This window comes from Streptomyces erythrochromogenes, from assembly GCF_036170895.1.
GTDB classification, from domain to species: Bacteria; Actinomycetota; Actinomycetes; order Streptomycetales; family Streptomycetaceae; genus Streptomyces; species Streptomyces erythrochromogenes.
In genome coordinates this window covers 3338584-3355399 of record NZ_CP108036.1, presented here as the reverse complement: position 1 = coordinate 3355399, position 16816 = coordinate 3338584, and the positions used below count along the sequence as shown (strand labels likewise).

Here is a 16816-nt window from a genome sequence, read left to right as displayed (position 1 = left end):
GCGGGATCCGGAAGAGACGGCCTACGTGCCCGGCTTGCGGCCGTACACGTAGACGTCCTCACCCTTCCCGAGCAGGTTCCAGTACGCCTTGGCGTCGGCGGACCGCATGTTCACGCAGCCGCCCGAACCGGGCGGGTTCCACATGCTCTTGGCGGTCGAGTGGAAGGCGATGCCGCCGTCGAAGAACTGGGCGTACGGCATGGACACGTTGTAGACCGTCGACCAGTGGTCGATGCTGCGGTGGTAGATCCTCTTCAGGCCGGTCCGGGTCTCCGTGCCGTCCTTGCCGGTGCGGACCGGAACGGGGCCGTACCTCAGGGTGGCGCCGTCCTGGATCCAGCTGAGCTGCCGCGTCAGGTCCACGCAGGCGATCCGCCCCCGGTCCACCGGGCAGTCACCCGCCCTGTTCGGGGCGCTGCCCGCCGCCCGCTGGGCCAGCATCGTGCTCATCGCCTGCCAGGTCAGCGGTCCGGCGTAGCCCTGGGCCGGGCTTATCCCGTGTTTGGTCTGGAAGGCCCTGACGGCCGTGCAGTCGGCTGCCGACTGCCTGCCGTCCACGGGCCGTCCCAGGAACTTCTCCACCTGGCGCTGGTACGGCCCGGTGGACAGGTTGCAGGAGGCGGCCTCTGCCGTTCCGCCTCCCGCGACCACCGCCCACGGCAGCGCCAGCGCCGCCGCCCCGCCCCACACCGCCGTGCGCCGTCCTGCCCGTCCGCGCGCCTTCCGCGTCCCCATCCGGTCCTCCCCTGCTCACCGCACTTCGTCCTCCGTGTTGAATGCCCGGAAAACGAGCAGGGGTTGCCTCCGGTGGAAGCGAAGTTCCCGTCAGCGCGCGCCTGCGGCGGAAGCCGGTATGCGCCGCTGCGCGCGGGCCGCGTGCGTCCCGTACAGGGTGATCGAGACGACGCCGAGCACCGCGAGCAGCGCGATGCCGACCGTGGCCGCCCAGCCGGCGTCGTGGTAGGCGAGGGCGCCGAGGGTGCCGCCCGCGCTGGAACCGAGGTAGTACGCCGACTGGTAGAGCGCGGAGGCCTGCGCGCGGCCCGTCTTCGCGGTCCGGCTCACCGCGGCCGAGGCCACCGCGTGCCCGGCGAAGAAGCCCGCCGTGATCAGGACCAGCCCCAGCACGACCGTCACCAGGGAGTCCGACAGCGACAGCAGCAGCCCCAGCGCCGTGGTGGTCACGGCCAGGTACAGCGCGCCGCGCCGCCCCGTACGGGCCACCAGCTTGCCGGCCGCGGCGGAGGACACCGTACCGACCAGGTAGATCAGGAAGATCGACCCGATCACGCCCTGGCCGAGCGAGAACGGCTCGTCCACCAGGCGGTAGCCGATCACCGTGTAGACCGCGCCGAAGACCGTCATGAACAGCGCGCCGATCCCGTACAGCCGCAGCAGCAGCGGATCGCGCAGGTGACCGGCGACGGTACGGCCCACCGCGCGCGGGTTCAGCGACGCCGGGCGGAAGAACCGCGCCCGCGGCAGCATCACCAGGAAGACCACGGCGCAGGCCAGCGCCATCACGGCGACGGCGGCCAGACCCGCCCGCCAGCCCCCCAGCTGCGCCGCCCAGCCCGTGACGAGGCGGCCGCTCATGCCGCCGATGGAGTTGCCCGCCACGAACAGGCCGATCGCGGCCACCAGCGCCCTGGGTTGGACCTCCTCCGCCAGGTACGCCATCGCGGAGGCCGGAATGCCGGCGATCGCCGCACCCTGCACGGCGCGCAGCACCACCAGCCACTCCAGGTTCGGCGCGAAGGGGATGAGGAGCGCGACGCCGACGGCGATCGCCATCGACCAGGTCATCACCCGGGTGCGGCCGAACCGCTCGGAGAGCGCGCTGAGCGGGAGCACGAACAGCGCGAGGGCGCCGGTGGCCGCGGACACCGTCCAGCTGGCCTGACCCGCCGTCACCCCGAGGTCGTCGGAGATCGCGGGCAGCAGCGCCTGGGTGGAGTAGAGGAGGGCGAAGGTCGCCAGTCCGGCGGCGAAGAGCGCGAAGCTCATCCGGCGGTAGCCGGGGCGGCCGGGGGAGTGGGGTGCCGGTGCGGGGGACGACGCGGTGGAGGCACCCGTGATGACGGGTGCCCCGGTATGAACGGGAGGCATGCCTTCGACGGTAGGCCTCTGCTTTTCATGCGTCCAATGCACAGAATCGCGATAATCGATCCACTGCTGCATCAGTAGAGGTCAGGAGCGTGGATGTCGACGAACCGTTACGTAGAAGACATGGCAGTGACAACCTCGCTGGCGCCCCGGCTGGCGTATTTCGTCGCGGTCGCCCGGCACGAGCACGTCACCCGCGCCGCCCAGGAGCTGGGCGTACCGCAGTCCACCCTGTCCCGGGCCATCGTCCGCCTCGAACAGGACCTGGGCGTCTCCCTGTTCGCCCGCAAGGGCCGCACCGTCGCCCTGACCACGGCGGGCCGCACCTTCCTCGCCTCCGCCGAACAGGCCCTGGACGGCATCGCCCACGCCGCCGAGTCCGTCCAGCAGGACGCCGACGCGGCCTACGGCAAGGTCGCCTTCGGCTTCCTGCACACCCTCGGCCCCGAGACCGTACCCGGCCTCATCCGCGCCTTCCGCGCCGACCACCCGCGCGTGCGCTTCTCCCTGGTCCAGAACTACGGCGAGGCCATGCTGGAGAAGCTGCGCTCCGGAGAACTCGACCTCTGCCTCACCTCGCCGCTCCCGGACGCCCCCGACCTCGTCGCCCGCCGCCTCGACGAACAGCGGCTGCGCCTGGTCGTCCCCGACGACCACCGCCTCGCGGGCCGCAAGCGCATCCGCCTCGCCGAGGCCGCGGAGGAAACCTTCGTCACCCTGGAGGCCGGCTACGGCCTGCGCCGCATCACCGACGACCTGTGCGCGGAAGCCGGGTTCACCCCCCGCGTCGCCTTCGAGGGCGAGGAGGCCGAGACCCTGCGCGGCCTGGTCGCCGCCGGCCTCGGCGTGGCCCTGTTGCCGCCTCCCGCCGTGGCCCGCCCCGGGGTGGTCGAGCTGAACGTGACCGCCCCGCGCGCCGTCCGCGAGATCGGCGTCGCCTGGCTGGACGGCCACCCCGACACCCCGCCGGTCGCCGCGTTCAAGCGCTTCCTCCTCTCCCGCCGAGGCCGCCTCATCCCGGAACTGGAACCGCTCGCGCCGCAGGAGGGCCACCAGAGCGAAAACTGATGGCCGCCGCCCGGAGCCGCGCGCGTACTACGACCGGCACAGCGGACCGGGGCCCTACTGGGCCGTGCCGCCCCCGCCGCCCGGGCCGGGGACGGTGGGGGCGGTGTGCGAGGACAGCAAGTAGCCCGCCTGGAAGCGGGACTTGGCGCCCACCGCCCGCATGATCTCCGCGATGTGGCGCTGGCACGTCCGCTCCGACATGCCGAGGCGGCGCGCGATCACCTTGTCCTCCAGCCCCTCCGACAGCAGCCGCACGATCGTCTGCCGCAGCTCGTCCGAGATCGACCGCGCCGCCTCCGGGCTCACCGACGTGGGGAAGGGCTCCGCCCCCAGCCACGACCGCTCGAAGGCCGAGGTCATGAAGTGCACGACACTCGGCTCCCGCACCACCAGCGCCGCCCCGCTGCGCTCCGGCACCGCCATCAGCCCCGTCCGCCCGTCGAACACGAGCATCCGCATCAGCCCGTCGCCCAGCGTCCGCACCTGCGCGCCCAGCGCCGTCACCCGCTCCACGTACGCGGCCGTGGGCCGCGAGTAGCGGGCCGTGTGCTGGTAGATCGTGCGCATCCGGACCCCGCGCGCCAGCAGCGACTCGTCCCGTCCGATCGACTCCTCCAGGGTCTCCAGCGGACGGCCGCCGCCCGGCTGCGAGGTCAGCAGCTCCTGCTCGCACGCCGCGGCCAGCTCCGCGATCAGCCCCCGTACGGCGCCGAGGTCCGTGACCAGCTCCAGGTGCCCCGCCCCGCTCAGGTCCCGGTGCGCGGTCCCCGCCTCGTACGCGGGCACGAGCGCCTCCAGGCGCCCGCGCAGCCGGTCCATCTCGTCGTGGGTCTCCCGTACGAGCAGGGCCAGCGGGGCCAGAGCCCGGGCCGCCGCCGCCCGCGGTGCCACGGCGCTCCACCGGTCCGCCCCGCCGCCGGGCGCCCGCTGGAGCAGGTGCGCGGCGGCCAGCTCGGTGATCGCGGCGGCCGCGCGCACGCCGAGGGCCCGCGTGGCCTCGTCCGCGTCAAAGGCGTGCCGCTCGACGGCGTACGCGTACAGGCGCCGGGCGGCGGGGGTCAGCTCCCCGGACGCACCGGCTGCCCCGGCCGTCGCCCCGGACGCTCCGGTTCCCTCGGCTGGCATGTGCGTATTCGTCCCGGTGTGGACCTGTTCGTAAACCCCTCGTGTTCCCGCAAGGCGGCAAGACGACGCCTGAGAAGACCCATTCGGCATATGCCGAAGCGGCACAGTGGTCACACGGCGTGAAGGGGGAACGCGATCGCGCCGGTCCATCCGTGCCATCCGACCGAGAGGGGGCGGAACGGCGGGTACGGACGGACCGGCGCGAAACGACCGGCCGCGGCCGCGGCCGCGGCCGGGCCCGGCCCGGCCCCGGCGCCGCGGGCCGTCAGGCGGAGGGCTTCGCGTAGTCGGAGAAGCCGGTCCAGTCCAGCGTCACGCAGGGCTCGTCGCCCACCACCCAGGCGTTGTGCCCGGGGTGCACCCGCATGTAGTCGCCGGGACCGAACTCGGCGCTCTCCCCGCCGTCCATGACGACCTTCATGCGGCCGCTCACGACGTACCCGGTGTGGTCGGCCCGGCAGCTGTCCGTCCCGGCCAGCGGCTGGACGTGCTCCGACCACTTCCAGCCCGGCAGGAACACGGCCCGCCCGACCGCCCCGTCCCCGGTGTCCACCAGGTCCAGCCTGCCCATGCCGCCGACGAACGGCCTGGTCTCGTCCGGCTGGTCGAAGTTCCTGCAGTCGATTGCGGTCATCGCCGATCGCCTCCGGGAGAGGAGCGAGCACCCCGAGTCCACTTCTCACGGTACGCCGGGGAGCCCGTTTCGCCGTCCGCGTCCCGGCCGGGCCCTCACCCCCGCAGCGACCTCCCGAAGCCTGAGGCCAGCGGCATCCTCAGGCCCAGCGGCGGCGGCGCGGCCAGGGCGTCCGTGACGGGGCGCGAGTACCGCCCCGAGAAGACCGCGCCCAGGACGAAGTCCACGCCCAGCGCCACCACTTCCGCCTGGTGCTCGCGCAGCCCGTGCCCGTCCGAGTGCACCTCGAACCGGCACGTCGAGCGGTTCGCCTTCTTCGCCCGCTCCGCCAGCCGGAAGGAGATCTCCGGATCGCTGCGCGCGTCGTTGGTGCCGTGCACGATCAACACTTGCCGCCCCGACAGCTGTTTCACCGGTTCTGGGGAGTCGGCGGGCACCCCCTCCGCCAAACAGGGGGCGAGTGCCAGAACCGAGTTGACGGCCCCGTGCCCCGCCGCCCGCAGCGCGGCCAGACCGCCCGCGTCGTAGCCGGCCAGGCACACCGGAACGTCCCCGTAGCGCCGCACCACCTCGTCCGCCGCCCACCGCGCCTGCTCCTCCCGCGCGGACTCCCCGCCGTGGATGACGGCGTGTGCGACCAGACCGTCCGTACCGCCCGCCCGGGCCAGCGCCCGCGCGAGCGGACGCAGGGGGCCGGGGGAGAATCTGGAAGCTCCGGGAAGCAGGAGCACCACCCCGTTGACCGGGCTTTCCGTCGGACCCGAGCCGGTTCTCGCGCCGGCCGCCCGCCCCAGGCGGGCCCCGCGCGCCGGCGGCGCATGCTGTGCCATGGCGGAACAGTCTCAGACCTTCGGGTGTACGCCATCCGTCCGCGCGGTCTCTGTTACATATCGACGCCTGCCGGGGACAAGACGCTCTACGCGCGTAGGAGTAGAGTGCGCAGATGACGAGCGAGACCCCCAACCTGCCGACCCCGGATCAGATCCGTCGTTCCCCGAAGGTGCTCCTGCACGATCACCTCGACGGTGGACTGCGTCCCGGGACCATCATCGAGCTGGCCCGCGAGGTCGGCTACGAGAACCTCCCCGAGACCGACGCCGACAAGCTCGGCATCTGGTTCCGCGAGGCCGCCGACTCCGGCTCCCTGCCGCGCTACCTGGAGACCTTCGCGCACACCTGCGCGGTCATGCAGACGAAGGCGGCCCTCTTCCGCGTCGCCGCCGAGTGCGCCGAGGACCTGGCCGAGGACGGCGTCGTGTACGCCGAGATCCGCTACGCCCCCGAGCAGCACCTGGAAGCCGGCCTGACCCTCGAAGAGGTCGTCGAGGCAGTGAACGACGGCTTCCGCGAGGGCGAGCGCCGCGCCAAGGCCAACGGCCACCGCATCCGCGTCGGCGCCCTGCTGACCGCGATGCGCCACGCGGCCCGCGCGCTGGAGATCGCGGAGCTGGCCAACCGCTACCGCGACAACGGCGTGGTCGGCTTCGACATCGCCGGTGCCGAGGCCGGGTTCCCTCCCACCCGTCACCTCGACGCCTTCGAGTACCTCAAGCGCGAGAACAACCACTTCACGATCCACGCGGGTGAGGCCTTCGGCCTGCCGTCGATCTGGCAGGCCCTGCAGTGGTGCGGCGCCGACCGCCTCGGGCACGGCGTGAAGATCATCGACGACATCGAGGTCGCCGAGGACGGCTCGGTCAAGCTGGGCCGCCTGGCCAGCTACGTCCGGGACAAGCGCATCCCCCTGGAGATGTGCCCGACCTCGAACCTGCAGACGGCCGCGGCCGCCTCGTACGCCGAGCACCCGATCGGCCTGCTGCGGAAGCTGCACTTCAGGCTCACGGTCAACACCGACAACCGCCTGATGAGCGGCACCAGCATGAGCCGCGAGTTCGAGCACCTCGTGGACACCTTCGGCTACACGCTGGACGACATGCAGTGGTTCACCGTCAATGCGATGAAGTCCGCGTTCATTCCTTTCGATGAACGACTGGCCATGATCAATGAGGTCATCAAGCCGGGTTACGCGGAGCTGAAGTCGGAGTGGCTGTTCCGTCAGACCGCCTCCACCAGCGGTTCTGTCTCGGCCTAGGCCATGGCATGACGTACTGAAAGCGCCCGGGAGAGGCAATTTCCGGGCGCTTTCTCGTATTAGCGGATGTTTGCGGGCGGGGGTTTGAAGTGACTAGTTTGCGGAGCCGCTCAATTCCCCGTCGCAAGGAATACCTTTCATGAAGCAGTCAGCTGCCAAGTTCCTCGGTGCCGCCGCCGTCGGTGCCGCCCTCGCCGCCGTCGCCGCCGGTACCGCCTCCGCCGCCGTTCCCGCCATCGGCATCACCGACGCGCTCGGCACCGCCACCGGCGCGCTCGAGGGTGTTACCAGCCAGCAGCAGATGAAGGCCGAAGAGGGACAGCCGAGCGACCCCACCGCCGCGGTCACCGGCCTGCTGGGCCCGGTCACCGGCGCCCTCAACGGCTGACGCCGACGCGAGACGGACGAACGCACGCACGGCGGTCGCACGCCTCTTCGACGAGGTGTGTGTGCCGCCGTGCGGTGTGCCACGATCACCACCAACTGCCCGCCGACGCACTGGGTATGAGGTTCTCGGTCATGCGCATGAAGGCACGAGCGACGCTGGTCGCACTGGTACCCGCCCTGCTGTTCGCCGCGGTGGGGTGCAGCAGTACGGACGCCCCCGCGACGGGAAGGTCCCCCGACCCCAAGGGGTCCGAGGGCAGCGCCGGCGGCGCGCCCGGCGCCCCCGCGGCGAGCCCGGACCCGGCCGGATCGGCCCCGCCGAAGGCCGGGGGCACCACGTTGGAACGGTCCGCGCTCGCCCAGGGCGACCTGCCCGGCTACCAGGTCTCCGCCCAGGGCAAGAACCCGGGCGCCCCGGACGGCCAGCCGCAGGCCGACAAGAAGGCCTGCCAGCCGCTCGCCGACATCATGGGCGACAAGCCGGACCCCGCCGCGCGCGAGACCGTCAACCGGGGCATCGGATCCCAGAAGCAGACGGGGCTCGCTGTCTCCGCCTCCGTCAGCTCCTACTCCGAGAGCGAAGCGAAGGCGCTGCTCGCCCGGCTCAAGGCCGCCGTCGCCGCCTGCGGCACGGGCTTCTCCGCCACGGTCGACAAGCAGACCGGCAGCTACCGCGAGGTCCGCACCGCCGACTACCGCACGAGCGGCGACGAGAGTGTCAGCTGGACCACGACCGCGGCCGGCCAGGGCGTCTCGGCGCCGGTCCACCTGGTCGTCGTACGCGAGGGCGACACCGTCGTGCGGCTGATGGCACTCAACGTGGCGGGCGGCCGGCAGAAGGTCCTGGTGCCGCAGGAAGTGACCGACAAGCAGCTGGAGAAGGTCCGGAAGGCCGGCTGAGCGGCCCCGCTACCAGGCGGTCGACGTGGACTTCTCGTTCGGCAGCAGCACCCACAGCGCGATGTAGATCAGGAACTGCGGGCCGGGCAGCAGGCACGAGACGGCGAATATGGCGCGCATCGCGTTCGCGGAAATTCCGAAACGCCGTGCGAGTCCGGCGCAGACTCCGCCGATCCAACGGCCGTCACGGGGGCGGACCAGGGCGCTCATGGGGTTCTCCTTCGTCGGGATCGCTTTCTTGCGATGACTCAATACTCCCGCTGGACCGCCGACAGAACGTCGGTCCAGGGGCCGAGCCCGACCCTGGAAATCTTCGGGGTGTCCCCCTGATAAACGGCATGTGAGCGGCGCATCCGTGCCCGCAGTGCCGGTACGACGGCCGCGTGCGCCAGCAGCACGCCGAGGGTGTTCAGCAGCACCGAGTCCACGTCGACGACCCGGCCCGGGACCCCGCTCTGGAGCATCTCGATGCTGAGCGAGACCAGCGCGCCCGCGGCGGTGGTCCGCACCAGGGAGGACCACTCGGCCAGCCTCGACAGCCAGAGCCGCCCGCTGACGAGCGGAATCAGCACCCCGAGCGGGGCCAGCAGCGCGATTCCCTCCCCGATCCGCCGGGTGGCCTCCAGCGGCCCGAGGGTGAGGTCGGCCCTGATCCCCTCCAGCGGGGTCAGATTGCCGGCGGCGGCCCAGGGGACGTCGAGGGGGCGCAGGGTCAGCCAGCCGACGACCAGGAGATGGGCGGCGAGAAGGACCCCGGACAGGAGTCGGAGACGGAGGGGGATCGCGGTGGCGCCGGCGGGAGCGCCGTCGGCCTCAATACGCTGCACACCTGCGAGGACGCATCACCTGGTAGCCCTGGTTCCGCCTCGGGGGTGTGGTGGCGCGCACGGTCCGTGCCGGCCGTCGGCCGCCGGCCCCGGTCAGCGGGTGGCGACCAGGACGATCAGCAGCAGCGCGCCGGCCACGGCGGGCGCGATGATCTCGTACGACCAGTGCACGCGCACGCCGCCCTGGGCGCCGGGCCGCTCGGCCCCGCGCTCGGCCAGCCTCTGGAGCTCGTCGACGATCCGGTCCGCACTGGCCCGCATCGGCTCGGCGGGGGCCCGGACCTTCCCGCCCGGCGACCGGTCCTCCCGGTCGCGGAGGCCCTCGTGGCGCAGGCGCTGGCGGTTGGCCTTCTTCCGCTCGCGCAGCGAGACGGGCACGGACCACAGCTGGTACTTCGACCCCTCGGCCAGCACCTCCGCCGAGTAGCCGGAGCGCACGGCGTCCACGGCGGCCCAGGGCAGCTCGATGATCCGGAAGGGGTTCCGTACGCGCATCCGGTCGTCGTTGGCGAAGACGGCCGGGCGGATCGTGAACGCCACGATCAGGGGTACCGCGCACAGCGCAGCCGCCAGCGCGATCCACGGGGTGTTCCCCGAGCCGCGCACCACGGCGTCCCCGCAGAGCCATGCCGTCAGCGCGAGCAGCAGCACCCCCGAGACGACGCCCATGGAGGAGCGGTAGACCCGGTCGTCGTAGACCGGCTCATCGGTCGGCTGCTGGCTGCTCATGGGGTCGATTCTGCCCCACGCCATCTCAGCCGACGAGATCGGCGTACACGGACCAGCCGATCTCGGCCCGTCGCGGGTAAGGCTCCGGCGTACGCGGTGGGCCGCGGGAACGGGGCCGGAGGGCGTGGGGCGTGTCAGCGCCGGGGGCGGGCGGCGCGGCGGCGAGTGAGGAAGGACGCGCCGAGGCCGGCGACGATGGCGGCGAGGCCGGCGCCCGCGTAGGCGGTCGTGGAGTCGTCGGCGTCCGCGGCGGCGGCTCCGTCGACCTCAGTGAGCCCGGTGTCCTCCGCGCCGGCGGCGACGCCGCCCTCTCGGACGACGGCCGTCCGGCCCGCGGTCTGCGCCTTCGGGCCCGCCGCGGCGGTGGCGGGCGACGGCTTCGCGGCCGGCGCGTTGGAGGGGGCGGTGGAGGCTCCGGCGGACGGCGTGCCCTCCGGCTCCGGGGCGGGGGCCTCGTCCTCGAAGGGGTAGGTGAACGCGCAGCCCGCGGGCAGCTCCGGGAAGCGCGCCGTCCCGAAGGGGTGCTCCCCGCCGGGGGTCTCGTACTCGAAGGAGGGCAGGGCCGCGCCCGGGTTCACGATGCGGGCGACGGTCAGGTCGCCCTTCGCCAGGGCGGGGCCGGTGCGCGTCAGCTTCTTGTAGGGCTCCTTGGTGATCCCGTCCACCAACTGCACCTGCGGCCCCTCGGGGGTCGTCGTCAGGTCGGCGACCAGCGTCCCGTGCAGGCCGAGCCGCTGCGTGGCGGAGACGCACCGGGCGCCGTGGGTCCGGCCCGCCTCGGACAGCGGCAGCGGGAAGGACCTGGTGGCGCCGGCCTTCGCGACGGTGAGGACGGGGGCGGCCGAGTTCACCTTGGTGATCTCCAGGTCCAGGCCGTTGACGGTGTCGCCGGGGTTCGCGCGGTCCAGCACGGTCAGCACGCGGAACATGTAGTTGTCGCCGGGCTTCCAGTCCGGTCCGACGGCGCGGATCCAGGCCTCCGGGCCCTCCGCCTCGTGGCGCAGCACCGCGACCAGGCCCTCGCCGATGTGGACCGGGATGCCCGAGAACCGGTCGGCGCCGCTCTGCGAGGTGACCGCGGCAGCCTGCCGGACGGTGGTGGCGGCGTGCGCGGCGCCCGCGGCGGGGGCGAGGAGCGCGCCGGTGAGGACGGCGGTGGCGAGGGAGGCACGGAGGGCGGTACGCATAACGACTCCCTGAAGCGTTGCCTGGGGAAGTGGAGGAGAGCCGCATGCCGCGTTCTTCTCTGCGGGTTTTCGTCCGGTGAGGTCTGGCGGGCTGCTGGGAAGAATCTATTGATCTTGTGCGTGTGGACGATCGCCCTCCTGTCATGGCCGGGTAACAGGAGGCGGAGGTGTCGATTCCGTAGCGGATCGCCCGGAATCGGGGGAGGGGGGTGACAGGTCGCTACGCGCGTAGATATGCTCATCTGGTGACCATGCCCACCACCCTCACCGCATTCGCTGACGTGACGACGTCCGACAGTGCGCTGCGCCGCTTCCTGCACGGGCTGCCCGGCGTCGACGCTGTCGGTCTGGAGGCCCGCGCGGCCTCCCTCGGCACCCGTTCGATCAAGACGACGGCCAAGGCGTACGCCATCGACCTGGCCATCTCGATGATCGACCTGACGACGCTGGAAGGCGCGGACACCCCGGGCAAGGTCCGGGCGCTCTCCGCCAAGGCCGTCAATCCCGATCCGACCGACCGTACGACCCCGATGACGGCCGCCGTCTGCGTCTACCCCGACATGGTGGCGACCGCCAAGGCCGCGCTGAACGGAGCCGACGTCAAGGTCGCCTCCGTCGCCACCGCCTTCCCGGCGGGCCGCGCCGCGCTGCCCGTCAAGCTCGCGGACACCCGTGACGCCGTCGCCGCCGGCGCCGACGAGATCGACATGGTCATCGACCGTGGCGCCTTCCTCGCCGGCCGCTACCTGGAGACGTACGAGCTGATCAAGGCCGTCAAGGAGGCCTGCGTCCGTCCCGACGGCAGCGCCGCCCGCCTGAAGGTCATCTTCGAGACCGGCGAGCTGTCGACCTACGACAACATCCGCCGCGCCTCCTGGATCGGCATGCTCGCGGGCGCCGACTTCATCAAGACGTCGACCGGCAAGGTGGGCGTCAACGCCACCCCCGCGAACACCCTGCTCATGCTCGAAGCCGTCCGCGACTTCAAGGCGCAGACTGGAATCCAGATCGGCGTGAAGCCGGCCGGCGGCATCCGCACCACCAAGGACGCGATCAAGTTCCTGGTCCTGGTCAACGAGACCGTGGGCGAGGACTGGCTGAGCAACACCTGGTTCCGCTTCGGCGCCTCCAGCCTGCTCAACGACCTGCTGATGCAGCGCCAGAAGCTGAGCACCGGCCGTTACTCCGGTCCCGACTACGTGACGGTGGACTGATCACCATGGCATCCCTCTTCGAGTACGCACCGGCTCCCGAATCCCGCTCGGTCGTCGACATCGCCCCCTCCTACGGGCTCTTCATCGACGGTGAGTTCACCGACGCCGCCGACGGCAAGGTCTTCAAGACCGTCTCGCCCAGCAGCGAGGAGGTCCTCTCCGAGGTCGCCCAGGCCGGCGCCGCCGACGTGGACCGTGCCGTGAAGGCCGCCCGCAAGGCCTTCGAGAAGTGGTCCGCGCTGCCCGGCTCCGAGCGCGCCAAGTACCTCTTCCGCATCGCCCGGATCATCCAGGAGCGCAGCCGCGAGCTCGCCGTCCTGGAGACCCTGGACAACGGCAAGCCGATCAAGGAGACCCGCGACGCGGACCTCCCGCTGGTCGCCGCGCACTTCTTCTACTACGCGGGCTGGGCCGACAAGCTCGACCACGCGGGCTACGGCGCGAACCCGCGCCCGCTCGGCGTCGCCGGCCAGGTCATCCCGTGGAACTTCCCGCTGCTCATGCTCGCGTGGAAGATCGCCCCGGCGCTCGCCACCGGCAACACGGTCGTCCTGAAGCCCGCCGAGACCACCCCGCTCTCCGCGCTCTTCTTCGCGGACATCTGCCGCCAGGCGGGCCTGCCCAAGGGTGTCGTCAACATCCTCACCGGGTACGGCGACGCGGGCGCGGCCCTCGTCGAGCACCCGGACGTCAACAAGGTCGCCTTCACCGGCTCGACCGCGGTCGGCAAGGCCATCGCCCGCTCGATCGCCGGCACCGACAAGAAGGTCACCCTGGAGCTGGGCGGCAAGGGCGCCAACATCGTCTTCGACGACGCCCCCATCGACCAGGCCGTCGAGGGCATCGTCAACGGCATCTTCTTCAACCAGGGCCAGGTCTGCTGCGCGGGCTCCCGCCTCCTGGTCCAGGAGTCGATCCACGACGAGCTGCTGGACAGCCTCAAGCGCCGCCTCTCCACGCTGCGCCTGGGCGACCCGCTCGACAAGAACACCGACATCGGCGCGATCAACTCCGCCGAGCAGCTCGCCCGGATCACCGCACTCGCGGACACCGGCGAGGCCGAGGGCGCCGAGCGCTGGTCCCCGGCGTGCGAGCTGCCGTCCGCCGGCTACTGGTTCGCCCCGACGCTCTTCAGCAACGTCACCCAGGCGCACACCGTCGCCCGCGACGAGATCTTCGGCCCGGTGCTGTCCGTGCTGACCTTCCGCACGCCCGACGAGGCCGTCGCCAAGGCCAACAACAGCCAGTACGGCCTGTCCGCCGGCATCTGGACGGAGAAGGGCTCGCGCATCCTCGCGGTCGCGGGCCACCTCCGTGCCGGTGTGGTGTGGGCCAACACGTTCAACAAGTTCGACCCGACCTCGCCCTTCGGCGGCTACAAGGAGTCGGGCTTCGGCCGCGAAGGCGGCCGCCACGGTCTGGAGGCCTACCTCGATGTCTGAGTCCTCTGTGCGTCTGAACGTCTTCAAGACCTACAAGCTGTACGTCGGGGGCAAGTTCCCCCGCTCCGAGAGCGGCCGGGTGTACGAGGTGACGGCGAAAACATCGTCGGGTGGCACGGGCAAGTGGCTGGCCAACGCCCCCCTGTCCTCCCGCAAGGACGCGCGTGACGCCGTCGTCGCCGCGCGCAAGGCCTTCGGCGGCTGGGCGGGCGCGACCGCCTACAACCGCGGCCAGATCCTCTACCGCATCGCCGAGATGCTGGAGGGCCGCCGCGAGCAGTTCGTCCGCGAGGTCGGCGAGGCCGAGGGCCTGTCCAAGTCGAAGGCCGCCGCCGTCGTCGACGCGGCCATCGACCGCTGGGTCTGGTACGCGGGCTGGACCGACAAGATCGGCCAGATCGTGGGCGGGGCCAACCCGGTCGCGGGCCCGTTCTTCAACCTCTCCACCCCGGAGCCGACCGGTGTCGTCACCGTCGTCGCCCCGCAGGACTCCTCGTTCCTGGGCCTGGTCTCCGTGATCGCCCCGGTCATCGCGACGGGCAACACCGTCGTCGTGATCGCCTCCGAGAAGTCCCCGCTGCCCGCTCTGTCGCTGGGCGAGGTGCTCGCCACCTCCGACCTGCCCGGCGGCGTGGTCAACATCCTGTCCGGCAAGGCCGGCGAGATGGGCCCGCACCTGGCGTCCCACCAGGACGTCAACGCGATCGACCTGGCCGGCGCCGACGCGGCGCTCGCCAAGGAGCTGGAGATCGCGGCGGCCGACAACCTCAAGCGCGTCCTGCGTCCACAGCCTGTGGGCGACTGGAGCGCGGACCCGGGCACCTCCCGCATGACGGCGTTCCTGGAGACCAAGACCGTCTGGCACCCCACCGGGTCGCTGGGCGCGGGCGGCTCGTCCTACTAGGACCGGCCCCCTACGAGACCGGCCCCGGCAGCGTCCCCCGCGCTGCCGGGGCCTCCTTCGTTTTCGGGCTCGGTTCGCCTCCGGCGGCGCTGTTGTCGGCTCCAGGCGTGCGTGCGTCCTCGAAGCCGCTCGCGCCTCGCGGCTACTCCGGGCGCTCGCCCGCCTTCGCCGACGCGCCGCCTTCGGCTCACTCGCCGGGGGCGGCGGGGGGTCAGCGGGGGGCCAGGGGGCCCAGGAGGGACGAGACCGCCGCAGCGGGGAGTTCACCCACCGACGGGCCCTGGGTGAGGATCCCCGTGACCGCCGTGGTGCCCACCGCGGGGAAGTCCGCGACCTTGGTGGCGACCCCGTTGTCCAGCGGGTCCACACCGGTGTGGGCCAGCGGGTTCACCTTGAGGTTCGCGATGGGGTCCGTGACCCCGGCAACGGCCGCCGGAACGTCCAGCTCACCGGCCTGCGCACCGCCCGCGGCCATCGCCAGTGCGGCGCCGGCCATCGAGAGGGTCAGGCCCGCGCTGCGGAGCCGGTTCGGTGCCGAAGGGGCTGCGTGACGTGCCATGGGGATCCCGCCTGTGGTCGTAGTCGCGTGCGCACGCAGCGTAGTGGAGGTGTGTTCCTGGACACCAACCGGTCACCGGGAGGATCCCCTACCCGGGGGAATGGTTCAGACTGGTGTCCCGTGAGCTCTTCCTCTCCTTCGCCGACCCGAGTCGTCCTGCTGACCGGTCCGTCGGGCTCCGGAAAATCTTCGTTGGCCGCCCGCTCCGGGCTGCCCGTGCTGCGTCTCGACGACTTCTACAAGGAAGCCGACGACCCCACCCTTCCGCTGGTGGAGGGCAGCTCCGACATCGACTGGGACTCCCCGCTCTCGTGGGACGCCGACACCGCCGTCGCCGCGATCGCCGAGCTGTGCGCGTCGGGACGCACGGACGTGCCGGTCTACGACATCGCCACCAGTTCCCGCACCGGCTGGGACACCCTCGACATCGCCCGCACCCCGCTGTTCATAGCGGAGGGCATCTTCGCCGCGGACGTGGCCGCCCGCTGCCAGGAACTCGGCCTCCTCGCGGACGCCATCTGCCTGCGCGGACGCCCCTCGACGACCTTCCGCCGCCGGCTCGCCCGCGATCTGCGCGAGGGCCGCAAGTCCGTGCCGTTCCTGCTCCGCAGGGGCCTGCGGCTGATGCGCGCCGAACGGGGCATCGTGGCCCGCCACGTCGCACTGGGCGCGCACGCCTGCGCCGGCGACGAGGCCCTCGGCCGCCTGGCCGCGGCCGCGGCGGGCCGCCACCGCACGACGACCCCGGCGTAGCCGACGCGAAGTGCGGTGTGCGGCCCCGGCCTCGGGGGCCGCTGGACCCGTACACACGAAAAGGCGGGATCAGGCGGACCCCCGGCCGCTCGATCCCGCCTTTTCCCCCCGCGGCCCCCGTCCCACCCCCGTAGGACGGTCCCCCTGGCCCGATGGTCTGTGTGCGCCGCGCCGCGTTACGCGACCAGCTCCTCGAAGGACTCCGCCTCGTCGCGGCCGAAGCTCAGCGACTCGTCCTCCCGCAGGCGCCGCAGCGAGCGCCAGATGCTCGACTTCACCGTGCCGACGCTGATCCCGAGGATCTCCGCGATCTCCGGGTCCGTACGGCCCTCGTAGTAGCGCAGCACCAGCATCGTGCGCTGCGGCTCCGGGATCCGGGTCAGCGCCTGCCACAGCACCGCGCGCAGCTCCGTACCGCGCATCGCGTCCGTGTCGGAGGCCGTCTCCGGCAGCTCCTCGGTCGGGTACTCGTTCAGCTTGCGCCGACGCCACGCGCTGATGTGCAGGTTCGTCATCGTGCGGCGCAGGTACCCGCCGACCGCGGCCTTGTCGCTGATCCGGTCCCAGGCGCGGTACGTGGAGAACAGCGCGCTCTGCAGCAGGTCCTCGGCCTCGTAACGGTCACCGGTGAGGTGGAAGGCCGTCGCGTACAGCGCGGCGCGCCGCTCCTGGACGTAGGCGGTGAACTCCGCCTCGGACGTCGAGGACGGGGTCGGCTGCTGGGCGGGAACCGCCTGGTACTGGTTTGCGTCAATGGCTACGACGTGGGCCGGCCGGGGCCGGGCGACCGCCACCGAACGGACACCCGCCCGGCGGTTCACATCGTGCAGCCGCGTGACAACCGCGCTGGTGCTGGTGCTGTGCAGCGTGTTCATCTCGCGCCCCCCGT

At 72.2% G+C, this 16816-nt stretch carries 19 protein-coding genes; 8 read left to right on the top strand and 11 right to left on the bottom strand.

What is annotated here, in order from left to right; translation table 11 throughout:
* Positions 1–21 precede the first annotated feature (21 nt).
* Entirely contained in the window at positions 22–735 is a 714-nt protein-coding gene (locus tag OHA91_RS14995) for a L,D-transpeptidase family protein (protein WP_328739377.1), read from the bottom strand.
* Positions 736–825: 90 nt separating this feature from the next.
* Entirely contained in the window at positions 826–2109 is a 1284-nt protein-coding gene (locus tag OHA91_RS14990; RefSeq protein WP_328739374.1) for an MFS transporter, read from the bottom strand.
* 120 nt (positions 2110–2229) lie between these two features.
* Here OHA91_RS14990 and OHA91_RS14985 point away from each other — a divergent pair, with 120 nt between their 5' ends.
* Positions 2230–3174, top strand: a complete 945-nt coding sequence (locus OHA91_RS14985; RefSeq protein WP_408059171.1) for a LysR family transcriptional regulator — start codon at positions 2230–2232, stop codon at positions 3172–3174.
* Between the two features lie 54 nt (positions 3175–3228).
* Here the strand turns inward: OHA91_RS14985 and OHA91_RS14980 are convergent, their stop codons facing one another.
* The 3 genes from OHA91_RS14980 to OHA91_RS14970 form a co-directional block, all read right to left on the bottom strand.
* On the bottom strand, positions 3229–4299 hold the full coding sequence (locus tag OHA91_RS14980; protein ID WP_245240076.1) for a helix-turn-helix transcriptional regulator: 1071 nt from the start codon (positions 4297–4299) through the stop codon (positions 3229–3231).
* 265 nt (positions 4300–4564) lie between these two features.
* Entirely contained in the window at positions 4565–4933 is a 369-nt protein-coding gene (locus OHA91_RS14975; RefSeq protein WP_031149710.1) for a cupin domain-containing protein, read from the bottom strand.
* 95 nt (positions 4934–5028) lie between these two features.
* The gene (locus OHA91_RS14970) at positions 5029–5763 is read right to left on the bottom strand and encodes an alpha/beta hydrolase (protein ID WP_078959231.1); all 735 of its coding nucleotides are present in this window, start codon (positions 5761–5763) and stop codon (positions 5029–5031) included.
* Positions 5764–5876: 113 nt separating this feature from the next.
* On the opposite strand from OHA91_RS14970, the gene OHA91_RS14965 reads away from it, so the two are divergent.
* The 3 genes from OHA91_RS14965 (at position 5877) to OHA91_RS14955 (ending at position 8312) form a co-directional block, all read left to right on the top strand.
* Complete coding sequence (locus tag OHA91_RS14965; RefSeq protein ID WP_031149714.1) at positions 5877–7025, top strand: adenosine deaminase; 1149 nt, start codon at positions 5877–5879, stop codon at positions 7023–7025.
* A gap of 139 nt (positions 7026–7164) precedes the next feature.
* A complete protein-coding gene (locus OHA91_RS14960) occupies positions 7165–7413 on the top strand; it encodes a hypothetical protein (protein WP_030964396.1) in 249 nt (82 codons plus the stop codon).
* Positions 7414–7544: 131 nt separating this feature from the next.
* Positions 7545–8312 (top strand): hypothetical protein, encoded by a 768-nt coding sequence (locus OHA91_RS14955; RefSeq protein ID WP_266498270.1) that lies wholly within the window; start codon positions 7545–7547, stop codon positions 8310–8312.
* A 9-nt stretch (positions 8313–8321) separates the two neighbouring features.
* On the opposite strand, the gene OHA91_RS14950 is transcribed toward OHA91_RS14955, so the two are convergent.
* The 4 genes from OHA91_RS14950 to OHA91_RS14935 form a co-directional block, all read right to left on the bottom strand.
* Positions 8322–8522: a PspC domain-containing protein gene (locus OHA91_RS14950; RefSeq protein WP_031149719.1), complete on the bottom strand. Its 201-nt coding sequence runs from the start codon at positions 8520–8522 to the stop codon at positions 8322–8324.
* Between the two features lie 38 nt (positions 8523–8560).
* Positions 8561–9130 (bottom strand): VanZ family protein, encoded by a 570-nt coding sequence (locus OHA91_RS14945; protein WP_037632170.1) that lies wholly within the window; start codon positions 9128–9130, stop codon positions 8561–8563.
* A gap of 102 nt (positions 9131–9232) precedes the next feature.
* A complete protein-coding gene (locus OHA91_RS14940) occupies positions 9233–9868 on the bottom strand; it encodes a PH domain-containing protein (RefSeq protein WP_266498266.1) in 636 nt (211 codons plus the stop codon).
* A 134-nt stretch (positions 9869–10002) separates the two neighbouring features.
* Positions 10003–11055 (bottom strand): hypothetical protein, encoded by a 1053-nt coding sequence (locus OHA91_RS14935; RefSeq protein ID WP_328739366.1) that lies wholly within the window; start codon positions 11053–11055, stop codon positions 10003–10005.
* Between the two features lie 251 nt (positions 11056–11306).
* On the opposite strand from OHA91_RS14935, the gene deoC reads away from it, so the two are divergent.
* From deoC to OHA91_RS14920, 3 genes are read left to right on the top strand one after another with little or no spacing between them, the layout of a single operon-like run.
* On the top strand, positions 11307–12269 hold the full coding sequence (deoC, locus tag OHA91_RS14930) for a deoxyribose-phosphate aldolase (RefSeq protein WP_030896165.1): 963 nt from the start codon (positions 11307–11309) through the stop codon (positions 12267–12269).
* 5 nt (positions 12270–12274) lie between these two features.
* Positions 12275–13711, top strand: coding sequence for an aldehyde dehydrogenase family protein (locus OHA91_RS14925; RefSeq protein ID WP_031149729.1), 1437 nt, complete (start codon positions 12275–12277; stop codon positions 13709–13711).
* On the top strand, positions 13704–14615 hold the full coding sequence (locus tag OHA91_RS14920) for an aldehyde dehydrogenase family protein (protein WP_328739365.1): 912 nt from the start codon (positions 13704–13706) through the stop codon (positions 14613–14615). Before OHA91_RS14925 ends, OHA91_RS14920 begins: the two co-directional genes overlap by 8 nt.
* 211 nt (positions 14616–14826) lie before the next feature.
* Here OHA91_RS14920 and OHA91_RS14915 read toward each other — a convergent pair whose 3' ends face one another.
* A complete protein-coding gene (locus OHA91_RS14915; protein ID WP_030851191.1) occupies positions 14827–15174 on the bottom strand; it encodes a hypothetical protein in 348 nt (115 codons plus the stop codon).
* A gap of 51 nt (positions 15175–15225) precedes the next feature.
* Between OHA91_RS14915 and OHA91_RS14910 the strand changes: the two genes are divergently transcribed.
* On the top strand, positions 15226–15927 hold the full coding sequence (locus tag OHA91_RS14910) for a uridine kinase family protein (RefSeq protein ID WP_078959232.1): 702 nt from the start codon (positions 15226–15228) through the stop codon (positions 15925–15927).
* Positions 15928–16103: 176 nt separating this feature from the next.
* Here OHA91_RS14910 and OHA91_RS14905 read toward each other — a convergent pair whose 3' ends face one another.
* Positions 16104–16802 (bottom strand): SigE family RNA polymerase sigma factor, encoded by a 699-nt coding sequence (locus OHA91_RS14905; protein ID WP_031149737.1) that lies wholly within the window; start codon positions 16800–16802, stop codon positions 16104–16106.
* Between the last annotated feature and the right edge of the window lie 14 nt (positions 16803–16816).